Source organism: Pseudomonas sp. NPDC087615, assembly GCF_044743445.1.
Taxonomy (GTDB): Bacteria; Pseudomonadota; Gammaproteobacteria; order Pseudomonadales; family Pseudomonadaceae; genus Aquipseudomonas; species Aquipseudomonas baetica_A.
On record NZ_JBIUWM010000075.1, the window covers coordinates 1 to 21587 of the forward strand.

Annotated in this window: 9 protein-coding genes, 1 rRNA gene and 2 pseudogenes; 7 read left to right on the forward strand and 5 right to left on the reverse strand. The window is 60.0% G+C overall.

What is annotated here, in order from left to right; translation table 11 throughout:
* A pseudogene (locus ACIOU6_RS25295) lies at nt 1-8493 on the forward strand (LapA family giant adhesin); the annotation flags it as partial.
* Between the two features lie 148 nt (nt 8494-8641).
* A complete protein-coding gene (locus tag ACIOU6_RS25300) occupies nt 8642-8980 on the forward strand; it encodes a hypothetical protein (RefSeq protein ID WP_038369138.1) in 339 nt (112 codons plus the stop codon).
* Between the two features lie 128 nt (nt 8981-9108).
* Here the strand turns inward: ACIOU6_RS25300 and lapD are convergent, their stop codons facing one another.
* On the reverse strand, nt 9109-11055 hold the full coding sequence (gene lapD, locus ACIOU6_RS25305) for a cyclic di-GMP receptor LapD (protein ID WP_401139276.1): 1947 nt from the start codon (nt 11053-11055) through the stop codon (nt 9109-9111).
* A gap of 14 nt (nt 11056-11069) precedes the next feature.
* A complete protein-coding gene (gene lapG, locus ACIOU6_RS25310; protein WP_221734308.1) occupies nt 11070-11762 on the reverse strand; it encodes a cysteine protease LapG in 693 nt (230 codons plus the stop codon).
* A 197-nt stretch (nt 11763-11959) separates the two neighbouring features.
* Between lapG and ACIOU6_RS25315 the strand changes: the two genes are divergently transcribed.
* From ACIOU6_RS25315 to ACIOU6_RS25335, 5 genes are all read left to right on the forward strand, one after another.
* Entirely contained in the window at nt 11960-12670 is a 711-nt protein-coding gene (locus ACIOU6_RS25315) for a GntR family transcriptional regulator (RefSeq protein WP_221734309.1), read from the forward strand.
* A gap of 766 nt (nt 12671-13436) precedes the next feature.
* Nucleotides 13437-14213: a DUF3050 domain-containing protein gene (locus ACIOU6_RS25320; protein WP_221734310.1), complete on the forward strand. Its 777-nt coding sequence runs from the start codon at nt 13437-13439 to the stop codon at nt 14211-14213.
* On the forward strand, nt 14210-15139 hold the full coding sequence (locus tag ACIOU6_RS25325) for a diiron oxygenase (protein WP_401139279.1): 930 nt from the start codon (nt 14210-14212) through the stop codon (nt 15137-15139). Before ACIOU6_RS25320 ends, ACIOU6_RS25325 begins: the two co-directional genes overlap by 4 nt.
* A 13-nt stretch (nt 15140-15152) precedes the next feature.
* Nucleotides 15153-18548 carry an amino acid adenylation domain-containing protein gene (locus ACIOU6_RS25330; RefSeq protein WP_401139280.1) on the forward strand — a complete coding sequence of 1132 codons (3396 nt, stop codon included), beginning with the start codon at nt 15153-15155 and terminating at the stop codon, nt 18546-18548.
* A gap of 22 nt (nt 18549-18570) precedes the next feature.
* Nucleotides 18571-19038: an SRPBCC family protein gene (locus tag ACIOU6_RS25335; RefSeq protein WP_401139282.1), complete on the forward strand. Its 468-nt coding sequence runs from the start codon at nt 18571-18573 to the stop codon at nt 19036-19038.
* Nucleotides 19039-19186: 148 nt separating this feature from the next.
* Here ACIOU6_RS25335 and ACIOU6_RS25340 read toward each other — a convergent pair whose 3' ends face one another.
* The 3 genes and pseudogenes from ACIOU6_RS25340 to rrf all read right to left on the reverse strand — a co-directional run.
* Nucleotides 19187-19972: a methyl-accepting chemotaxis protein gene (locus ACIOU6_RS25340; RefSeq protein WP_371857642.1), complete on the reverse strand. Its 786-nt coding sequence runs from the start codon at nt 19970-19972 to the stop codon at nt 19187-19189.
* A gap of 69 nt (nt 19973-20041) precedes the next feature.
* Nucleotides 20042-21118: pseudogene (locus tag ACIOU6_RS25345) on the reverse strand (cache domain-containing protein); the annotation flags it as partial.
* A gap of 375 nt (nt 21119-21493) precedes the next feature.
* Nucleotides 21494-21587: ribosomal RNA gene (gene rrf, locus ACIOU6_RS25350) — 5S ribosomal RNA — on the reverse strand; the annotation flags it as partial.

Consider the following 21587-nt stretch of genomic DNA (forward strand, 5'->3'; position numbering starts at 1 on the left):
GATACCTCCGTGGCTGAAGGCGGCACCGTCACTTACACCGCCACCGTGGGCGCCCCGGTCACGGGTTCGCCAGTCGTCGTGACCCTGGCCAACGGTCAAAACATCACCATCGAAGTCGGCAAAACCACCGGCACCGTGACCACCACCGCGCCGAACGATGCATTGGTTGGCCAGGCACCGCTGACCAACTCGATCACTGGCGTTAGCGGCGGCAACTACGAAGATCTGGTCGCCGATAAGACGCCAGTCAGCACCACCGTGACTGACACTGTCGACACCACCAACCTGTCGCTGTCAGCGACCGGTACCGTGGCTGAGGGCGGCTCAATCATCTACACCGCGACCCTGACCAACGCTGCTGGCTCGCCAGTCACCGTGACTCTGTCGAACGGCGCCGTCATCACCATCGAGGCTGGTAAAACCACCGGCACTGTGACCGTTCCGGCGCCTGCCGATGACGTCTATAAAGACGCCGGCAAAGTTGAAGCAACCATTTCGACTGCCACGGGCGGTAACTTCGAGAACCTGGTGCCAAGCACTGTTCCGGCAGTGACTGAAGTGACCGACACCATCGACACTTCGACCGTCAAACTGACGGCCGATACTTCCGTGGCTGAAGGTGGCACCGTCACTTACACCGCCACTGTTGGTGCTCCAGTTACCGGTTCGCCAGTCGTCGTGACCCTGGCCAACGGTCAAAACATCACCATCGAAGTCGGCAAAACCACTGGCACAGTGACCACCACTGCGCCGAACGATGCGCTGGCCGGTAACGCACCGCTGACCAACTCGATCACGGGGGTTTCTGGCGGCAACTACGAAGACCTCGTGGCCGACAAAACTCCGGTTTCGACCACCGTCACCGACGTCGTCGACACCACCAACCTGTCGCTGTCAGCGACCGGTACCGTGGCTGAGGGCGGCTCGATTGTTTACACCGCCACCCTGACCAACGCCGCTGGCTCGCCAGTGACTGTGACTCTGTCCAACGGCGCCGTCATCACCATTGAGGCCGGTAAAACCACGGGCACCGTGACTGTTCCGGCTCCAGCCGATGACGTTTACAAAGATGCCGGCAAAGTCGAGGCAACCATTACCACCGCGACCGGCGGCAACTTCGAGAACCTGGTCCCGAGCACCGTTCCGGCGGTTACCAACGTCACCGACACCATCGACACCACCACCGTCAAACTCGACGCCTCCGAGTCGGCTGCTGAAGGTGGCACCGTCACTTACACCGCCACTGTGGGTGCTCCGGTCACTGGTTCGCCTGTCGTCGTGACTCTGGCCAACGGCCAGAACATCACCATCGAAGTCGGAAAAACCACTGGCACCGTGACCACCACCGCGCCGAACGATGCATTGGTTGGCCAGGCTCCGCTGACCAACTCGATCACGGGGGTTTCTGGCGGCAACTACGAAGACCTCGTGGCCGACAAGACCCCGGTTTCGACCACCGTCACCGACGTCGTAGACACCACCAACCTGTCGCTCAGCGCGACCGACTCGGTCGCCGAGGGCGGCTCAATCGTCTACACCGCCACCCTGACTAACGCCGCTGGCTCGCCAGTCACCGTGACTCTGTCCAACGGCGCCGTGATCACCATCGAAGCCGGTAAAACCACCGGCACTGTGACCGTTCCAGCGCCGGCCGATGACGTTTACAAAGATGCCGGCAAGGTCGAGGCAACCATTTCCACCGCGACCGGCGGCAACTTCGAGAACCTGGTCCCGAGCACCATTCCGGCGGTTACCAACGTCACCGATACCATCGACACCACCACCGTCAAACTCACCGCCTCCGAGTCGACTGCTGAAGGTGGCACCGTCACTTACACCGCCACTGTGGGTGCTCCGGTTACCGGTTCGCCAGTCGTCGTGACCCTGGCCAACGGCCAGAACATCACCATCGAAGTCGGCAAAACCACTGGCACCGTGACCACCACTGCACCGAACGATGCGCTGGCCGGTAACGCCCCGCTGACCAACTCGATCACGGGGGTTTCTGGCGGCAACTACGAAGACCTCGTAGCCGACAAAACACCGGTTTCGACCACCGTCACCGACGTCGTCGATACCACCAACCTGAACCTGACGGCGACCGACTCGGTTGCCGAGGGCGGTTCGATCGTTTACACCGCGACGCTGACCAACGTCGCTGGCTCGCCAGTGACTGTGACTCTGTCGAACGGCGCCGTCATCACCATCGAGGCTGGTAAAACCACCGGCACTGTGACTGTTCCAGCGCCGGCTGACGACGTCTACAAAGACGCTGGCACCGTGCAGGCAACCATCACCGGCACCAGCGGCGGCAACTTCGAGAACCTGGTCCCGAGCACCGTTCCGGCGGTTACCAACGTCACCGACACCATCGACACCACCACCGTCAAACTCACCGCAACCGAGTCGGCTGCTGAAGGCGGCACCGTCACTTACACCGCCACTGTTGGTGCTCCGGTTACCGGTTCGCCAGTCGTCGTGACCTTGGCCAATGGTCAGAACATCACCATCGAAGTCGGAAAAACCACTGGCACCGTGACCACCACCGCGCCTAACGATGCATTGGTTGGCCAGGCACCGCTGACCAACTCGATCACTGACGTGAGCGGCGGCAACTACGAGAATCTCGTGGCCGACAAAACACCAGTCAGCACCACCGTGACTGATACCGTCGACACCACCAACCTGTCGCTCAGCGCGACCGACTCGGTCGCCGAGGGCGGCTCAATCGTCTACACCGCCACCCTGACCAACGCTGCTGGCTCGCCAGTCACCGTGACTCTGTCCAACGGCGCAGTGATCACCATCGAAGCCGGTAAAACCACCGGCACTGTGACCGTTCCGGCTCCAGCCGATGACGTCTATAAAGACGCCGGCAAAGTCGAAGCAACCATTTCGACTGCCACGGGCGGCAACTTCGAGAACCTGGTGCCAAGCACTGTTCCGGCCGTGACTGAAGTGACCGACACCATCGACACGTCGACTGTGAAGCTGACGGCCGATACCTCCGTGGCTGAAGGCGGCACTGTCACTTACACCGCCACTGTGGGTGCTCCGGTTACCGGTTCGCCAGTCGTCGTGACCCTGGCCAACGGCCAGAACATCACCATCGAAGTCGGCAAAACCACCGGCACCGTGACCACCACTGCGCCTAACGATGCGCTGGCCGGTAACGCCCCGCTGACCAACTCGATCACTGACGTGAGCGGCGGCAACTACGAAAATCTCGTGGCCGACAAAACACCGGTTTCGACCACCGTCACCGACGTCGTAGACACCACCAACCTGTCGCTGTCAGCGACCGGTACCGTGGCTGAGGGCGGCTCGATCATCTACACCGCCACCCTGACCAACGCCGCTGGCTCGCCAGTCACCGTGACTCTGTCCAACGGCGCAGTGATCACCATCGACGCTGGCAAAACCACGGGCACTGTGACCGTTCCGGCTCCAGCCGATGACGTTTACAAAGACGCCGGCAAAGTCGAAGCAACCATTTCGACTGCCACGGGCGGCAACTTCGAGAACCTGGTGCCAAGCACTGTTCCGGCCGTGACTGAAGTGACCGATACCATCGACACTTCGACCGTCAAACTGACGGCCGATACCTCCGTGGCTGAAGGCGGCACTGTCACTTACACCGCCACTGTTGGTGCTCCGGTTACCGGTTCGCCAGTCGTCGTGACCCTGGCCAACGGCCAAAACATCACCATCGAAGTCGGCAAAACCACTGGCACCGTGACCACCACTGCACCGAACGATGCGCTGGCCGGTAACGCCCCGCTGACCAACTCGATCACGGGGGTTTCTGGCGGCAACTACGAAGACCTCGTGGCCGACAAAACTCCGGTTTCGACCACCGTCACCGACGTCGTCGACACCACCAACCTGTCGCTGTCAGCGACCGGTACCGTGGCTGAGGGCGGCTCAATCGTCTACACCGCCACCCTGACCAACGCTGCTGGCTCGCCAGTGACTGTGACTCTGTCCAACGGCGCAGTGATCACCATCGAAGCCGGTAAAACCACCGGCACTGTGACTGTTCCAGCGCCGGCTGACGACGTCTACAAAGACGCTGGCACCGTGCAGGCAACCATCACCGGCACCAGCGGCGGCAACTTCGAAAACCTGGTGCCGAGCACCGCCCCAGCCGTGACCAGCGTCACTGACACCATCGACACCACGTCGGTGAAACTGAGCGCCACCGGCACCGCAGCAGAAGGCGGCACCGTCACTTACACCGCCACCGTGGGCGCCCCGGTCACGGGTTCGCCAGTCGTCGTGACCCTGGCCAATGGTCAGAACATCACCATCGAAGTCGGCAAAACCACCGGCACCGTGACCACCACTGCGCCAAATGACGCGCTGACCGGTCATGCGCCACTGACCAACTCGATCACTGACGTAACCGGCGGCAACTACGAAAACCTCGTGGCCGACAAAACACCGGTCAGCACCACCGTGACCGACACCATCGACACCACCAACCTGTCGCTGACTGCGACCGGCACAGTGGCCGAAGGTGGCCAGATCATCTACACCGCGACCCTGACCAACGCCGCTGGCTCGCCAGTCACCGTGACTCTGTCCAACGGCGCAGTGATCACCATCGAAGCCGGTAAAACCACGGGCACCGTGACTGTTCCAGCGCCGGCTGACGACGTCTACAAAGATGCTGGCACCGTGCAGGCAACCATCACCGGCACCAGCGGCGGCAACTTCGAAAATCTGGTGACCAGCAACACACCAGCCGTGACCAACGTTACCGACACCATCGACACGACCACTGTCAGCATCACCGGTAGTACCTCGGTAACCGAAGGCCAGACCGCCAGCTACACCGTCAGCCTGACCCACCCGGCGCAAACCGAAGTGACCCTGAAAATCGTTTACAGCGGCACCGCTGCCGACGGTTCGGACTTCACCGGTGTGTACACCGTGAAGATCCCGGCGGGCGCCAGCAGTGCGCAGTTCAACGTCGCGACCATCGATGACAAGATCACCGAAGGCACCGAGAACTTCGTGGTCAAGATCGACTCGGCCACTGGCGGCAACTTCGAGAACCTCGCCGTCAGTAGCACCAATGGCAGCGTCAGCACCTCGATCATCGACAACGATGCACCGCCGGTTCTCGATCTGGACGCCAACAACTCCAGCGGCGCGACCGGTGCCGACTACAAGGTGACCTTCACCGAAAACACTCCGGGTGCGGGCGTGTCGATTGCCGACACCGACATCAGCATCACCGATCCGGACAGCACCCTGCTGACGGGCGCGACCGTCACTCTGACCAACCGTCAGGACGGCGATGCGCTGAACCTGGGCAACAGCGTCAACGGCATCACCATCAATGCCAACAGCACCAACGGCACCGTTACCCTGACCTTGTCGGGCAACGCGACGCTGGCCGACTACATGCAGGCGATCAAGAACATCAGCTTCACCAACAACAGTGAGGACCCAAGCACCGTGCCGCGGATCATCACCGTGAAGGTGACCGATGGCGGCAACTACTCCAACACCGCGACTACCACGGTTAACGTGGTGGCAGTCAATGATGCGCCGGTAGCGGCACCGGTCAACGTCACCGGCACCGAAGACACGCCGCTGATCCTCGGCTGGTCGACTTTCGGTGTCACCGACGTCGACAGCCCGGCCAGCAGCCTGGGCGTGAAAATCACTCAACTGCCGGGTGAAGGCAAACTGCAGTATCTGGACGGCTCGACCTGGAAAGACGTCGCCACCAACCAGACCTTCAGCAAGGCCGACATCGACGCTGGCAAACTGCGCTTCATGCCGGATGCCAACGAGTCGGGCGTGAACGGTTACGGCGGCACCGGCCTGGGCAATAACCAGGCTGACTACGCACAGATCAAGTTCCAGCCAACCGACGGCCAACTGCTGGGCAACACCGGCACCGTGAAGATCGACATCACGCCAGTGGCGGATGCTCCGACCGTGAGCGTGGCCGACAACAGCGTGAAGTCCACCGGGCTGATCAAGGAAGTCTGGACCGGTCTCTCGGGTCTGGGCACCAATGGCAACGGTGCGGATTCGACCACGTTGAAAAACGTGATCGACGGCGCCGGTACACCGAATTCCAGCGGCACCGTGACCAACGTGCAGTCGGACGGCAGTGTAGCCGCCGGTACCGCCTCGAAAACATCCGGCCTGATCTATCTGGAAGCAGGCAAGACCTACACCTTCAGCGGTGTCGGCGATGACAGCTTGCTGGTGACCATCGGCGGTAAAAACGTGGCTGCCACGACGTGGGGCGCGGGCGGCAACCTCAACGGTTCGTTCACCCCGACCACCAGCGGTTACTACACCCTGGACATCTACCACCACAACCAGAACGGTCCTGGCAGCTACGACGTCAACCTGTCGGTCAACGGCGGCACGGCGATCGACCTGAGCAGCGCCGGCGTGCCGATCTACACCGGCGTGCAGGACTTGATCAACTCCGGCGTGACCGTCTCCGATCTGCACGGCACCAACGGCGAAGGCTATTACGACGGCTTCAAGCTCAACACTGGCGCCGAAGGCACCACGGTCAAACTGTCGGCGGTCTCCACTGCGCTGACCGACACCGATGGTTCGGAAACCCTGAGCGTGAAGATCAGCGGCGCACCGGTCGGCTCGGTGCTCAGCGATGGCGCGGGCCATACCTTTACCGTCACCGCGACCAGCGGCGATGCCAACGTCACCGGCTGGAATCTCGGCAGCCTGACCGTCACGCCACCGCCGTACTACAACGGCCAGTTCAACCTGACCGTGACCTCGACCTCCACCGAACAGGTCGGCGGCTCGGCGAGCAGCACGGCGACCATTCCGGTCACCGTGGTGCCGGCGGTCTACAACGCCATCGTCGCCACTTCGGCCGATGACACCGTCATCGGTACCGATGGCAACGACATCATCGTTGCCGACATCGGCGGTCTGACCGTCGTGCCGGGCACCAACTACAACATCGCGTTCATGGTCGACAGCTCCGGCAGTATGAGCACTTCGTCCATCAACGCGGCCAAGGACTCGCTGACATCGGTGTTCAACACCCTCAAGCAAAGCCTGGGCGGCAGCAATTCGGGCACGGTGAACATCTTCCTGGTGGACTTCGATACCCAGGTCAACAAATCGGTGTCGGTGAACCTCAATGACCCGGACGCCCTGACCAAGCTCAAGGCCGTGCTGGACTCGATGACGTCCGGCGGCGGCACCAACTACGAGGACGTGTTCAAGACCACGGCCAACTTCTTCCAGAGCGCTGAAGCGGTGGCCAACACCGGGGCGAAGAACCTCACGTACTTCATCACCGATGGCCAGCCGACCTACTATCAGAACGGCGAGCAGACCAACCCGACACTGTATGGCAGCGTTAAGCTCGACAGCGTGGTGACGACCAGCAACTACAAGCTGGGCGACACCTTCAGCACTTACATCGATAACACCCACTACCTGAGCATCAACAGCGCCGGCAGCGTGGTATTGCAGACGTACAAGAATGGCAGTTGGAACTGGAGCAGTCTGGGCACTATTCACGCTCAGGGCGACGGTACCTATGAGCTGTCGAGCCTGGCCGGCACCGGCAACAGCACCGACTCGTCGACCACCAGCAACTCCAACAGTAGCTTCACGTTGCTCAGCGGTCTGTCGAACGTCGAGGCCATCGGTATCAACAGCGGCGTCAGCCTCAACGATCTGAAGCCGTACGACTCAGACCACACGCCGCAAACCAACATCGATCCGAAGGACCTGGCCAACTCGATCATCGGCCACACCGAAGCGACGATGCCAGGCAACGACACTGTCAGCGGCGGCAACGGCAACGACATCCTGTTCGGCGATCTGGTGAGCTTCAACGGCATTGCCGGCGAGGGTTATCAGGCGATGCAGGCGTTCGTGGCCAAGGAAACCGGCGTCGACGTCAGCAAAGTCACCACCAGCAATGTGCACCAGTACATCACCGAGCACTATCAGGCGTTCGATGTGTCCGGTGCGCATGACGGCAACGACACCCTGCTGGGCGGCGCGGGCAATGACATTCTGTTCGGCTCGGGCGGCAACGACTTGCTCGACGGCGGCAAAGGCAATGACATCCTGCTCGGTGGCACCGGCAACGACACGCTGATCGGTGGGCAGGGCAACGACATCCTGATCGGTGGTTCCGGTGCCGACACCTTCGTCTGGAAGGCGGGCGACACCGGCAACGACGTGATCAAGGACTTCAAGGCCAGCGAAGGTGACCGCATCGACCTGCGTGATCTGTTGCAGGGCGAAACCGGCAGCACCATCGACAACTTCCTGAAAATCACCACGGTCGATGGCGTGTCGTCGCTGCAAGTCAGCTCGGGCGGCAAGTTCAACTCGGGCGATACCGCCGCCGCAACACCGGACGTGACGATCAAACTGGAAGGCAACAACTGGTCCAGCGCCAACATTCACAACCTGATTGCCGGTAGCGATCCGACCATCAAAGTCGACCACAACAACAGCTGATCCGTGAACAAAACGGCCGCCCCAATGGGGCGGCCGTCACGTTTGCGACTACCGCCCCGGTGACGATTTCGTCGCCGTACCGCATACTCGCGTGCGGTTGGCTATGCTGCTGACAGCATGACGCTGGTTCATTTCTGAGGGATGCTCAATGTTTTACGTGCAACGCGATGCGCAAGGCCAGTTGATTCGCGTGGAAGCCGCGGCCTACGCCGAGGCCACGGAAACGCTGCCCGCCGACCACCACGAAATCCAGGCGTGGTACGCCAACGAAGCCGTGGAAAACAGCCTCAAACAGCTCAAGCAGAGCGACTTTGAAATGATTCGGGTACTCGACGACCTGATTCAGGTGCTGACCCAGAAAGGCGTGATCCGCGTCACCGACCTGCCACCGGCCGCCCAGGCCAAACTGATGGACCGGACCCAGGCGCGTGAGGCGTTGGGCGGGTTGAGTCAGTTGATTGATGAGGATGAGGGCGGGTTGATCTGAAGACTCAATCTTCAAGCCCTTTCGCGAGCAAGCCCGCTACCACAGGGGAGCGGGTTAACAACTCAAATCCCCTGTGGGAGCGGGCTTGCTCGCGAAAGCGGCATCCGTGACGCCGCCAAACTAAAAGATCACCGCCAAGGCTTGGGCCCACCCAACAACTGCCCCTGAACCCCATACAAACCCATCTCGCGAATCACCGCCAACTCCCCTTCAGTCTCCACACGCTCGGCAATCAGCGGCAGATCAATGCTGTGCGCTGCACGCTGGATCGCCTCGATGAACAAGCGCTTGTCACTCTCCTGATCGATCGCACGAATGTAGCTGCCATCGATCTTCAAGTACGCCAGCCCCAGCCGCGCCAGGTTGCCGATCATGCTGAAGCGCCCGCCGAAACGCTGCAGACTCAGGGAGAAACCAAGCTCGCGCAGACGCCGGGTCAACTGTTCCAGTACGGCTTGCTCCGGCAATTGCTCTTCGCCTATTTCCAGGGTCAGACGCTCCCCCAGATTGGAATGGGCCCGCAAAATCTCGAAGACTTTGTTCAACGCCTGCGGATCGGCCAACGTCGCGGACGACAGGTTCAGCGCCAGCGAATCCTCATGCTCCTTCATCTGCTCAAGCACGCGTTCGAGCATCAGGCGATCCAGTCGCGCGGTCCAGCCAAAACGCTCCAGCCACGGCAGGAAACGCCCGGCCGCAATAGTCTGGCCCTGATCATCAAGCAACCGCGACAGCACTTTGTAGTGCAGCACAAACTGCGTGTCTTCAGCGGCCACCACCGGTTGGAAGAACAGCTCGAAACGCCGCTGATTCAACGCCTGATCGAGCAAACGGTGCCAGGCGTGATGGTCGTCGCCAACGTCAGACGTGAAGCTGTGATCAATACACGCCCAGTTCTGCTCACCCTGCCCCTCTGCCTGCGCCAGCGCCTGATCGCCAAGGCTGAGCACGGCTTGCGGCAAATCGCCGTGGGCAAACGGTGCCAGACCAATCGACGCCACCGCCGCTACATCGGTAGCGCCCGTGGCGTGCAAGCTACCCAGCGCGGCATCAAGGCTCTGCGCCAGTTGCAGCGCTTCCTCACGGACCAGACCCGGCGCCAGCACGGCGAATTCACCGCCGCGAATACGGGTGACGAGGTTCTGGGTTTCCGGGTATCTGGCGCACTCGCGGGAGAGCTGCTCGCCAACCGCTTTCAGCAATTCATCCGTGCGCTGACCGCCGAGACGCTGATTCAACCCGGCCAGGTCCTTGACCCGCAATAACAGCAAGTAACCGGAGCTGGCCTGCTCCGGGTTACTCACCCGATTGTTCAACTGCATCTCGAAATAGCGCCGGTTGGCCAGCCCCGTGAGGTTGTCCTGATAGGACTCGGTACGCAGTTTTTCACTGCGCTCGGCCTGCTCCTGAAACAGCGCCTTGAGCTTCTCGACCATCTGGTTCATGGCCAGCACCACGCGTCGCAACTCGGGTGTGCGCGGTAGCTCCGGCAGGCTGAGAAATTCGCGCCGGGCAATTGCATGGGACTGCTGGACCATGTAATCCAGCGGTTTCAATTGCCGGCGCAGCAACAGCGCGCCGAGTACGGCACTGACGGCGCCGCACATCAGCAACCAGCCAAGACTGCCCAGCGCGCTCTGCCACAGCTTGGCGAGGGCGAACATCGGGTGACTGACCACTTCAACTCTTGCCGCCTGCTCCCAACCCCGACTGACCAGCGCATCACCGCCAGCGGGCTCCAGACCAATCAGTTTGACAAACCAGTCGGGCACGTTGGTAACGGCAGGGATGCCGCTGCGCTCAACGATGGTCTTGTCGGTCTTCAGATCAACCACGCGGATGCTCGCGTAATAGCCGCTGTCGAAAATCGAACTGACCAGCAACTCGACCATCGCCGGATCGTCGATATTAGGCGTCAACGACAACGCCAGCGCCGTCGCCGCGTCCTGAGCGTGGGAGCGCAACTGGTTGACGTACTGGGTGCGCGAGCTCTCCAGACTGACCATGAAGCTGCCGGTGAAGGCGACCACCAGGAATAGACAGATAGCGATCAACAGCTGTTTGAACAAAGACATCTGAGCGCGTGCTCCTAGTTAATCGTTTCGACCGGGAAACCTTCGGCCTGCATTTTTTTCAGCACATCCTGCCAGCGCGACAGGCGTTTGGTGTCGCCGACCTTTTTGTTGCCCTTGGCCCCCGGCAAATAAAGACCTTCGGCATTGAAAGAGTAGACCGGCAGCAAATCGGTTCGTTGGGACGCAGGCTGGATCGGATCGATCAGACTGTCGAGCACCAGCGGCATGGCGTCGGGCGTGGAATAGTAAGTCAGCACCATGTGCGCGCGGTTCTGGCGCAGTGCCTTGACGTAAGTGATGCGCAGCTTGTCGCTGGAAACGCCCAGGTGGCGCAGACTGAAATACTTGGCGATCGCATAGTCTTCACAGTCGCCGGCGCCCTTCCACAGCGCTTCGATCGGCGTTTCCCAATAGTCGACCTCATGCCACAGGTCGATGTCTTCGACATAGCGCACCTGTTTGTTGAAAAACAGGTTCACCACCTTGAGCTTGTCCATTTCGCTGACCTGTTTCTGCGTCGCCAGCAGATTTTGCCAGGCATCGATCCGCTGCTGCCCTGCGCCCAGCGGTCCATAGAGTGCCGTAGCCTTGCGGCTGATCGCCGAAAAATCCCAATCGGCATGCAGACCGCCCAGCATGAGGCCGGCCAGCAGCAGTGCGCAGCCTAACCAGCGCAACGTCCGGGGGATCGCGAAACGTACCGCCACAGCAGGTTTCCAGGAGGCAGGAATGAAAGCGTTTGATGGTGAAGCTTAGCCGGGGAAAAAACAATGGCACCATGAGATCATCCACGACGCGCTAAACTTCAAATGTGACGGAGTTCCTCTACACGGTTTGACAACCTGTAGAGCAATCTCTAGTGTCATTTGGATCCAAATTCAGTCGACATACAGGGTGCGTAGTCGTGACTCAGAAGCCCAAACCGCTGCAGAGCATCAAAGTCGATGGGCCGATTCCCGCTCACTTGGCTCGCTCGACGATCGAAGAGACCCTGCGTGCTGCCATCCTCGATGGTCGTTTACCGTGTGGCACAGCCCTGCGCCAGCAGGATCTCGCCGATCTGTTCGGTGTCAGCCGCATGCCGGTGCGCGAAGCTTTGCGCCAGCTCGAAGCGCAGGCACTGCTGAGCGTTACCACGCACAAAGGTGCCGTGGTGGCCCCGCTGATTCAGGGTGATGCCGCGCAAACCTACGAGTTGCGCATTCTGCTCGAGTCCGAAGCCATGCGTCAGTCGATTCCATTGCTGACCGACGCTGATCACGCACAGGCAGCCCTTTACATCGAAGCGTTAGAGGCTCAACACGATTACACGGAAATCGGCCAGCTCAACCGCCTGTTCCACATGGCGTTGTACTGCAAGGCGCCCAACCAGCGGCTGTTGCGTCTGGTGGAGGACGGACTCAACGAAGAGGAGCGCTTCCTGCGTTTCAACCTCGACGCCATGGGCCTGGGCAAGCTGTCTCAGGACGACCATCGCGCCATGCTGCAAGCGGTGATCGAGCGTGATGTCGAACGCTCGATCGCTCTGCTCGAACAGCACCTCAACCGTGGTGTCCACGTCATCACCCAGTATCTCGCCAGTTCTGCCGCACAAAACCGCAAAGCCACTCGTTGATCCCTGCACGCCGGGCACAGACTTGCATGTCTGCCCGGCGAATAACCCGCTTACAAATCCTCCGCGCACCGGCCACGAATACGCTGGCATCTACACCCCTTCGCTCTAACCTCCCTGCGTCAATCAGCCCGAAACTTGCACCCCTGCGGTGGCGAATCGGTAATAGCCGTGGCGGCCATTTACCCTCACTTTTGAACGGCCAACCTAAATAGAACGGGCGACGCACCGCACCGCCGGCGCAGTCCCCGCAACAGGAACCTACGGAAGGAGCCTTGTCACGGGAAAAGGAAAGAATCGGCGCCCCTCATCGCCCACTTTCATCCCTTCAAATAACTTAAATCTCTTCATCACAAAGTTGCTTCGAGTGAGGCATTCACTCTGTTTATTCCATTTTGGCCTTTGTTGTCCGAAAGGAGCAACTTCGCCCCAATAAAACTTATTCAAATAGTTTTATCGAGCACACTCATACTTGAAAAAACGACAACTAAAAATAATTAAAATTACACTTGTTAATTTGTTTGGCGTTGTATTAGTTTTTCCTCGCCGAGCTTGAACTTCCCGCACCAGCGGGGCGCAGACCAACCTTATAAGTAAAGGGATGGCAACGCCCAGTCCGGCTGCCGCGCCGTTCTACACATACATACATCCAACTTCACTGATTTGTATGAGGCTGCCGTACGCCTGGAAAAAGAATAACAAGCCGCTGTTCCATTGATTGTGCAGTTGAAAGAGCTGTCCCATTTCATATCAAGGATAAAGGCCCGTCATGTCTCAAATAAAGCACCAACTTGCCCAGAAGAAAGCCGAACTTAGCGTTCACCCCATCTTTGGCGAAATCGACTCATTGAGTACTTTGCAACGTTTCATGGAGACCCACGTGTTTGCCGTGTGGGATTTCATGTCGTTGACCAAACGCCTGCAACAGGAACTGACTTGTACCCGTCTGCCCTGGCTGCCACCGCGTGATCCCCATGCCGCACGTCTGATCAATGAAATTGTCCTCGGTGAAGAATCCGACGACTGCTTGAGCCATGGTCATTACAGCCATTTCGAGTTGTACCTGGATGCAATGCGCGAAGTCGGTGCGAGTACCTCGGCTGTGGAACGCTTCGTCGCGCTGCAGCAAGAAGGCGTGAGCTATGACGTGGCACTGCAAAGCGTCGAGGTCGATCCGGCCGCCGCGCAGTTTGTCCGCGACACGTTACGCATTGCCCTGCATGCACCGGGACACAGTGTTGCCGCCGCCTTCCTGCATGGCCGCGAAAGTGTGATCCCGACCATGTTCCAGCGCATCCTCGACGACTGGGGCATCGGCATCGAACAGGCGCCGACCTTCCGCTATTACCTGGAGCGGCACATCGAAGTCGACTCCGAGGATCACGGCCCGGCGGCGGAACAGCTTCTTGAAAGGCTCGTCGACGGCGACCCTCAGCGAGAAAGCGAGGTTTACGCCAGCGCCATGGCCGCCGTCGAAAGCCGCATCGCACTGTGGGACGGCCTGCGCCTGAGCATGCGTGAACCGTTGGCGGAGGCGGCCCGATGAATGCCGCCGATTACCAATCTTTCGCCGAGGCGTGGGAGAGCCGCGCAACCATCCGTACCCGCCCGCGACGGGTACTGGAGGACGACCAGCGCCTGATCTATCCGCTCAGCCGCCAACCGCTGGTGCTCTGCGACACCTTCCTGCGCGAATGCCCGCAGCAGCGTGATTTCGCCTTGGTGCAGACGCTGTACAAGTTCATCAACGACGTTGTGATCTTCGAAACCGAAATCGTCGACAAGACCGCCCGCAGCATCGCCAAAAACCGTTTCGCCGTGCCCTTCCCGTTTGCCTGTCGTTACGACGCGATGACCGTGGTGGTGGACGAGGATTACCACGCGCTGGTGGCAATGGATTTCATGCAGCAAACGGTGGCCATGACCGGCATCGAGCCGATTCAGTTGCCCGATGAAATCGAGCTGAGCCGGGCGATTCCGGCTGCCGTTGCGCTGGCACCTGAGCACCTGCGCAGCGCCGTGGAATTGATCTGCGTGGCCATCGCGGAAAACACCGTGACCGGTGACGTCGCGGCGTTCGCCCGGGACGATACGGTCAAGCCATCGATCAAGGGCCTGATGGCCGACCACTTGCTGGACGAGGGTCGCCATTCAAGTTTCTGGGCGCGGATGGTGCGCATCTATTGGCACACCGCAGGCCAGGCAGATCGCGAAACCATCGCGCAGATTCTGCCGGTGTTCATCGAACATTACCTGACCAACGACATCCAGAAATCCTTCGACCTGCGCCTGATCGATGCACTGCCGATCAACGACGCCACGCGCCACTCGCTCAAGAGCGAAATGGCCGGGTTGGCCTTTCCGATCAACCGCCACCACCCCTTGGTCGGCAACATCGTGAAGCTCTTCCACAACAGCTCGCTGCTCGACACGCCGTGTGTCCAGCACGCCCTGCACGACTATCTGGTTTGAAGAGGAGGCCGACATGAAACGTCTCGACATTTTGCTGATTGGCACAAGCCAAGCCATGGCCGACCTGGCGGTGGAACTTGAACAACACGGGCATACATTGCGGCGCAACGGCGCAGCGAAATCGACGGTGGATTTGATCATCGATGATGGCTTCATTGCAGCCGGCGATCTCTGCGCCATTCCACACCTGCATCTGCGCCTGGGTGTCGATGCACAAGGTATTGCAGGTTTGCCGACACTCGACCTGCTGTGCTTTCTCGGCTCGTCACTGATCAGCCGCACGCCGATGGCAGATGAGCCTTCAGGCAACGGCCAATCGCTGCGCCAAAGGGCCCTGGCACATGTGGTCGACGAGGTGGCATTGCTGGTCAGCCGCTTCTCCCGTGATGAGTCATATTTCCAACAGGTTGCGTGTGTTGCTGCGCCGGACTTTGAACAGGTGGAAAACCTGCTGTTCCTCGACAGCCTGGCCTACGTTCATCGCCTCAACGCCACAGCGCATCCGGCGCTGCTGCAACAGGCACAGACTCCGCTGATCGAACGCCTGCAACAGAGCCTGATCCGCCACGCCGAACGACCAGCGCTGCACGTCGCCGAGCAGTCGATCAGCTACCGCCAGTTGCACGCTCACAGCCGGGCGATTCAACAACGCTTGCAACCGCTGCTCAACCAGCATCCACAACCGTGGGTGGTCGGCATCTGCCTGCCGAAAAGCCCTGCACTGTTCGCCTCGATACTGGCGATTCTCGGCAGCGGCGCGGTGTACTTGCCGCTGGAGCCGAGCCATCCGTTGCAGCGTCAGCAATACATCCTGGAAAACGCTGGCGCCTTGCTGTTGTTGCATGACGGTGAACATCCGCTGAGCGAAACAATGCCGGGGCTCAATGTCAGCCATATCGACAGCACAGACGCCTATCTCGGCCAACCTCTGATGCGCCAGCGCCCGGAACTCGACGCACCGTGCATGGCGCTCTACACCTCGGGGACCACCGGGCATCCGAAGGGCGTACTGCTCAGTCAGGCGAATCTCGCGCACTTCACCGCGTGGTACGCCGACTACACGCAACTGCAGGCCGAGAGTCGGGTGTTGCAGTTCTCTTCGCTGAGCTTCGATTCCTCACTGATCGATATTTTCCCGACCCTGCTCGAAGGCGCCGAACTGGTGGTGCCCAATGACACGCAACGGCGTGATCCGCTGCAACTGGTCGCGCTCATCCGTCGTCGGCAACTGACCCACGCGTTTCTGCCGCCGGCGCTACTGAGCATCCTGCCGCTGGAGCAACTGCAAAGCGTGCAGCAGGTGATGACCGGCGGCGATGTCTGTGAGCCGTTCGTCATCGAGCAACTGACCCGCCAGGGCACACTGCACAATCTCTATGGCCCCACCGAAGCCACCGTGCTGATCACCGCTCGCCAGCTCAAACCCGGCGACAGCAATCGAACCCTCGGCGCACCGATCGCCAATAGCCAAGTGCTGATTCTTGATGACGATCTGCAACCGGTGGCCGAGCACACCGTGGGCGAACTGTTCATCGTCGGTCCCGGCGTCTGCCTCGGTTACCTGAACAATCCAGAGCAGACTGCCGAGCGTTACCTGACCCTGAATCTGCCGGATGGCCAGTCGTTGCGCGCCTACCGCAGCGGCGACATGGCCAGGTGGGGCGAGCACGGTATCGAACTGTGCGGGCGGCGCGACAATCAAGTGAAGATCCGCGGTTTCCGGGTCGAGCCGGAAGAAATCGAACGTTGCCTGCGCGAGAGTCAGCTGTACCGACAAATCGCCGTGGTGATCGACAGTCAGCGGCGGATTCTGGCGTTTCTCGCCCAGCCTCAATCGGACGCCGCACGTGAAGCGCTGAAGGCCCACGCCCAGCAGTTTCTCCCGGACTACATGCAACCGGTGGCGTGGACCGAGCTGCCGAGCATGCCGTTCGCCAGCAACGGCAAGGTTGACCGCAAAGCGCTGCTCGATCTGCCGGTGAGCGTCCAGGACAGCGGCCCGAAATGCCTGCCGGCGAATGCCGACGAAGCCCTGCTACTGGAGATCTGGGCGCAACTGCTGGAGCTGCCGCCCGGTGATATTTGCACCGACGAAAGCTTCTTCAATCTCGGTGGGCATTCGATTTTGCTCTCGCGGATGTTGCTGCGCTTGCGTGAGGAGTTCGGCCGCAGCATCTCGATCAACCGCTTCATCGAACGGCCAACCATCATCAAACTGGCGACGCTGGTGCGTGGCAGCGATGCCAGCGCCGTGCTCAGCGCTCAGGCCATGGCCGATGCCGAACGGGCGCTGGAAATCGAGCCGCTGCCGATCAGCCGCATGGGCGATGTACACAAGGTGATCGTCACCGGCGCCAACAGTTTCGTCGGCGTACATATCGTCGAGGCGCTGCTCGGTTGGGGCGCGAGCGAAGTGGCGTGTCTGGTACGTGATGGCGGCGGGCTAACGGCGGCGCAGCGCTTTGCACAATCGTTGCGCGAGAACCGCCTCGAACATCTGGATCTGAGTCGAGTGCGTGTCTATGCGGCAGATATCTCTCGACCGCAACTGGGATTGGCTGACGACGATTATCAACGCCTTGATCGCGAGTTCGGCGCACTGGTGCACAACGCCGCCAACGTCAATCACGTACTCGATTACGAGTCGCTGGCGGCGGACAACGTCGAGCCGATTTTCGCCTTGCTGCGCCTGTGCGAGGGGCGCAGCAAAAAGATCTTCAATTTCGTCTCGACGCTGTCGGCCTCAAGCACGGTCGATGACGCCGGCCGGGTGCTGGAACTGCCCGCCGCAACGACGCCACCGATCTACATCCGCAACGGCTACAACCTGTCGAAGTGGGTAGGCGAACGCATTCTCGAACGAGCGCGAGTACTTGGGGTGAGGGTCAATCTGTATCGCCCCGGCAACATCAGTTTCAACAGCCTCAGCGGTGTCTGCCAGCCGCACAAAAACCGCTTGATGCTGATGCTCAAAGGCTCGATCCAGCTCGGTCAGGTGCCGGCCTTCGCGCTGAATTTCGACCTGATGCCGGTGGACTTTCTCGCCCGTTTCATCGCCTTCCACGCCAGCCGTTACTCGACGCAGCGTGCGGTGTTCAACCTGCATAACCCCGAGCCCCTGAGTTGGGATGCCTACGTCGCCTCGTTCCGCGAAACCGGCAGCGAGTTCTCGCTGGTCAGCGTCGCCGACTGGCAGCAGCAACTGGGGCGAGTCGATGCCGACAACGCACTGTTCGGCGTGCTCGGTTTCTACCTCAACGGCTTCGAGGAAGACATCGGCGACATCTCCCTGATCGGCCACGCCAACGCCGAGGCCGGCGTACAGCAAATGGGCGCGCACTACCCGGAAAAATCCCCGGCGCTGCTGCGTCGCGGCTGCGATTACCTGAAAGAAATCAACTTCATCTAGTTCATCAAAAAGGAGCAACACCATGAGCACTCTGCAACCGGACACCCTGATCAAAAACCCGCACGGCTGCCACGTCGTCTCTTCAGTGGAAGTGCCGGCCGACGCTGCACACGTCTGGGCGGTGGTTGGCAACTTCGGCGGTTTCGACCGGTTCATTCCGGCGCTGTCGCACATCGAAATGACCGGCGAGGGCGTGGCTTCGCTGCGCAAGAAATGCTTCAAGGATGGCAACGTGGTGGTTGAACAGCTCAACTCCCGCGATGAACAGGCACGGTGCATGACCTGGACGACGATCTACAACACCTTGGGCGTGGCCAATCTGTGGGCAGCGATGAATGTGGAATCGCTGGGCGAAGGCAAGTCGCGGGCGACCTGGACGATCATTGCCGAGCCTGCCAATGGTGGAGCCGAGGCCCTGCCGGGGTTCAAGGCGTTTGTGCAGGGGTTTGCCGATGATGCGATGGGGAATGTTTTGAAGCTGTTTGTTTAAGGCTTTGGTTCAGCGGTGACTGAACTACCGCAATCGCGAGCAAGCCCGCTCCCACAGGATCTTGGTCTTACACAAATATTGTGTGCGCCAAAAAAACCTGTGGGAGCGGGCTTGCTCGCGAAGAACGATAACGCGATCTGACTTCAGGTCAGATTTTGAAACTGTCGACCAACTGCTTCAACCGGTTCGCCTGCTGCGACAACGCATCACAATCCTTCAACGTCTCGTTGAGGTTAGCCACGCTCTGCTGATTCAACAGGTTGATCTGGTTAACGTCGACGTTGAGTGTTTCCACCACAGCGGTCTGCTCTTCGGTGGCGGCGGCCACCGACTGGTTCATGCCGTCGATTTCACCGATACGCTGGGTGACGCTGACCAGGCGTAGACCGGCCTGGTTGGCCACTTCAACGCTCTGCTCGCTGGACGCCTGACTGGCGTTCATGGTGCTCACCGCTTCACGCGAACCGACCTGCAGGGAAGTGATCATCTTGTGGATCTCTTCCGCCGATTCCTGGGTGCGATGGGCAAGGTTACGCACTTCGTCTGCCACCACCGCAAAACCACGACCGGCTTCACCGGCACGCGCCGCTTCGATGGCGGCGTTGAGCGCCAGCAAATTAGTCTGCTGCGAGATGCCTTTGATCACATCGAGGATGTGGCCGATGTTGTCGGTGCTGGCATTCAGGGTTTCGATCTGGGTGCACGACAGGCTGATCTTCTGCGACAGCTCGGTCATTGCCAGAATGGTTTGCTCCACCACTTGACGGCCATCATCAGCCTGCTCGCTGGCACCGCTGGCGTGCTGCGAGGCATCGGCGGCGTTACGGGCAATTTCCTGCGTGGCGGCGCCCAACTCGTTAATCGCTGCGGCCACGCTATTGGTACGCGCACTCTGCTCGTCGGAGCCGACGATCGAGGCGTTGGACGATGCCATCACCCGTTGCGACAGATCATGCACATGGCGAGTGGCCGAAGACACTTCGGAAATCGACGCGTGAATCCGCTCCACGAATTGGTTGAACGCACTGCCCAATTCACCGAATTCATCTTTGCTCTCGACCACCAAACGACGGGTCAGATCACCTTCGCCCTGGGCGATGTCCTGCATTGCACGGCCCATGGTGGTCAGTGGGCGCATCAACACGTTGATCAAAAGGCTCAGCAGAAGAGCAATGGCGCTCACGGCAACGAACATCGCGATCAGCGCCGAAGTACGGAACTGGCTGAGTGCGGCGTAGGCTTTGTCGCGATCGATCGACAGACCGATGTACCACTCGGCATTCGGCAGATCACTGACCGGGGTGAACGACAGGATGCGTTCCTGGCCGTTGAGCACCACGTTCTGGTTGCCCTTCTCGATGCGCACGCTCGAGTTCGGGTAGATGTCCTTGAGGTTCTTCATCACCTGATCTTTATCCGGGCTGACGATCACCTGACCGTCGGCGCTGACCAGGAACGCATGACCCAAACCACCGAAGTCCACCGAGTTGATGATCTTCACCAGGGTTTCCAGACTCAGGTCACCACCGACCACGCCGAGCAGTTCACCGTTCTTTTTCACCGGCATGGCGATGGTCACCACCAGTCCGCCGACAGCGGCCATATAGGGCGGCGTCAGCATGGTTTTGTCGGCGACCACTGCTTGCTTGTACCAAGGGCGCTGCCGCGGGTCGTAACTGTCCGGCATCTTTGCGTCAGGGCGTTGGGTGAACACACCGTTGGCCTGACCGACATAGGTGAACTGGAAGTTCGAGGTGAAGGCTGGTTGATCAACCAGCCCCGGAAAGTCAGCGTCCTTGCCCTGGTGGGCAACGTTCTGCGCGAGGTTCTCCAGAACCAGAATCCGCCCGCTCATCCAGTTCTGCACGCTGCTGGCGGTCAAATCGCCCGCTTGCTGCACGGAGGACTGCAGGTTCTGGCGAATGGTATTTCGCTGAAGATAGTCGTTGTAGAGGGTGAACAGCGCGAACGCCAGGACCACGACGCCCGAGGCGGCCAGCAGGATTTTATGGCTGAACTTGAGATTCATTTCATGGGACTTCTTATGACAAATGTGGGGATGCGTTCCGGGATGCAACATTCCATGTAACAGCGTAAGCAGCGTTCTACTGTCTGCTCTACTTTGGTGCACGCATGTCTCACCAGTCTGTCGGCACGTTTCGCAGAAATCTTAGGGCTTTGCACGAAATGGACGTCACTTCTGCCAGATTCCCGCCGAACGGTGATCCAGAGCCTGTGTCGCGGAAGGTTTTCTGACCACTGCTAGAGCGTCAAGCACACTCGACAAATGATGATTGCAGTGTTCGGTGTTTTGATTGGGGGGTTCGCCAGTGACTAGCGTTATACCAGGTGGCGCAAATGGCAGGTTCGACACATTAGCAAGGCTCATAAAGCAGTAAGCCCTTAAACGAGAAAACCCCTGACTGCGTTAGCAGACAGGGGTCTCGGAATTCGATCTTGACGATGACCTACTCTCACATGGGGAAACCCCACACTACCATCGGCGATGCATCGTTTCACTGCTGAGTTCGGGATGGGATCAGGTGGTT

Bases quoted from the DNA above. Each gene is read 5' to 3' on its own strand.
- ACIOU6_RS25300 (WP_038369138.1), top strand. From the start codon at position 8,642: ATGTTTTACGTGCAACGCGATGCGCAAGGCCAGTTGATTCGCGTGGAA.
- lapD (WP_401139276.1), bottom strand. From the start codon at position 11,055: ATGTCTTTGTTCAAACAGCTGTTGATCGCTATCTGTCTATTCCTGGTG.
- ACIOU6_RS25320 (WP_221734310.1), top strand. From the start codon at position 13,437: ATGTCTCAAATAAAGCACCAACTTGCCCAGAAGAAAGCCGAACTTAGC.
- ACIOU6_RS25325 (WP_401139279.1), top strand. From the start codon at position 14,210: ATGAATGCCGCCGATTACCAATCTTTCGCCGAGGCGTGGGAGAGCCGC.
- ACIOU6_RS25330 (WP_401139280.1), top strand. From the start codon at position 15,153: ATGAAACGTCTCGACATTTTGCTGATTGGCACAAGCCAAGCCATGGCC.
- ACIOU6_RS25335 (WP_401139282.1), top strand. From the start codon at position 18,571: ATGAGCACTCTGCAACCGGACACCCTGATCAAAAACCCGCACGGCTGC.
- ACIOU6_RS25340 (WP_371857642.1), bottom strand. From the start codon at position 19,972: ATGGCATCGTCCAACGCCTCGATCGTCGGCTCCGACGAGCAGAGTGCG.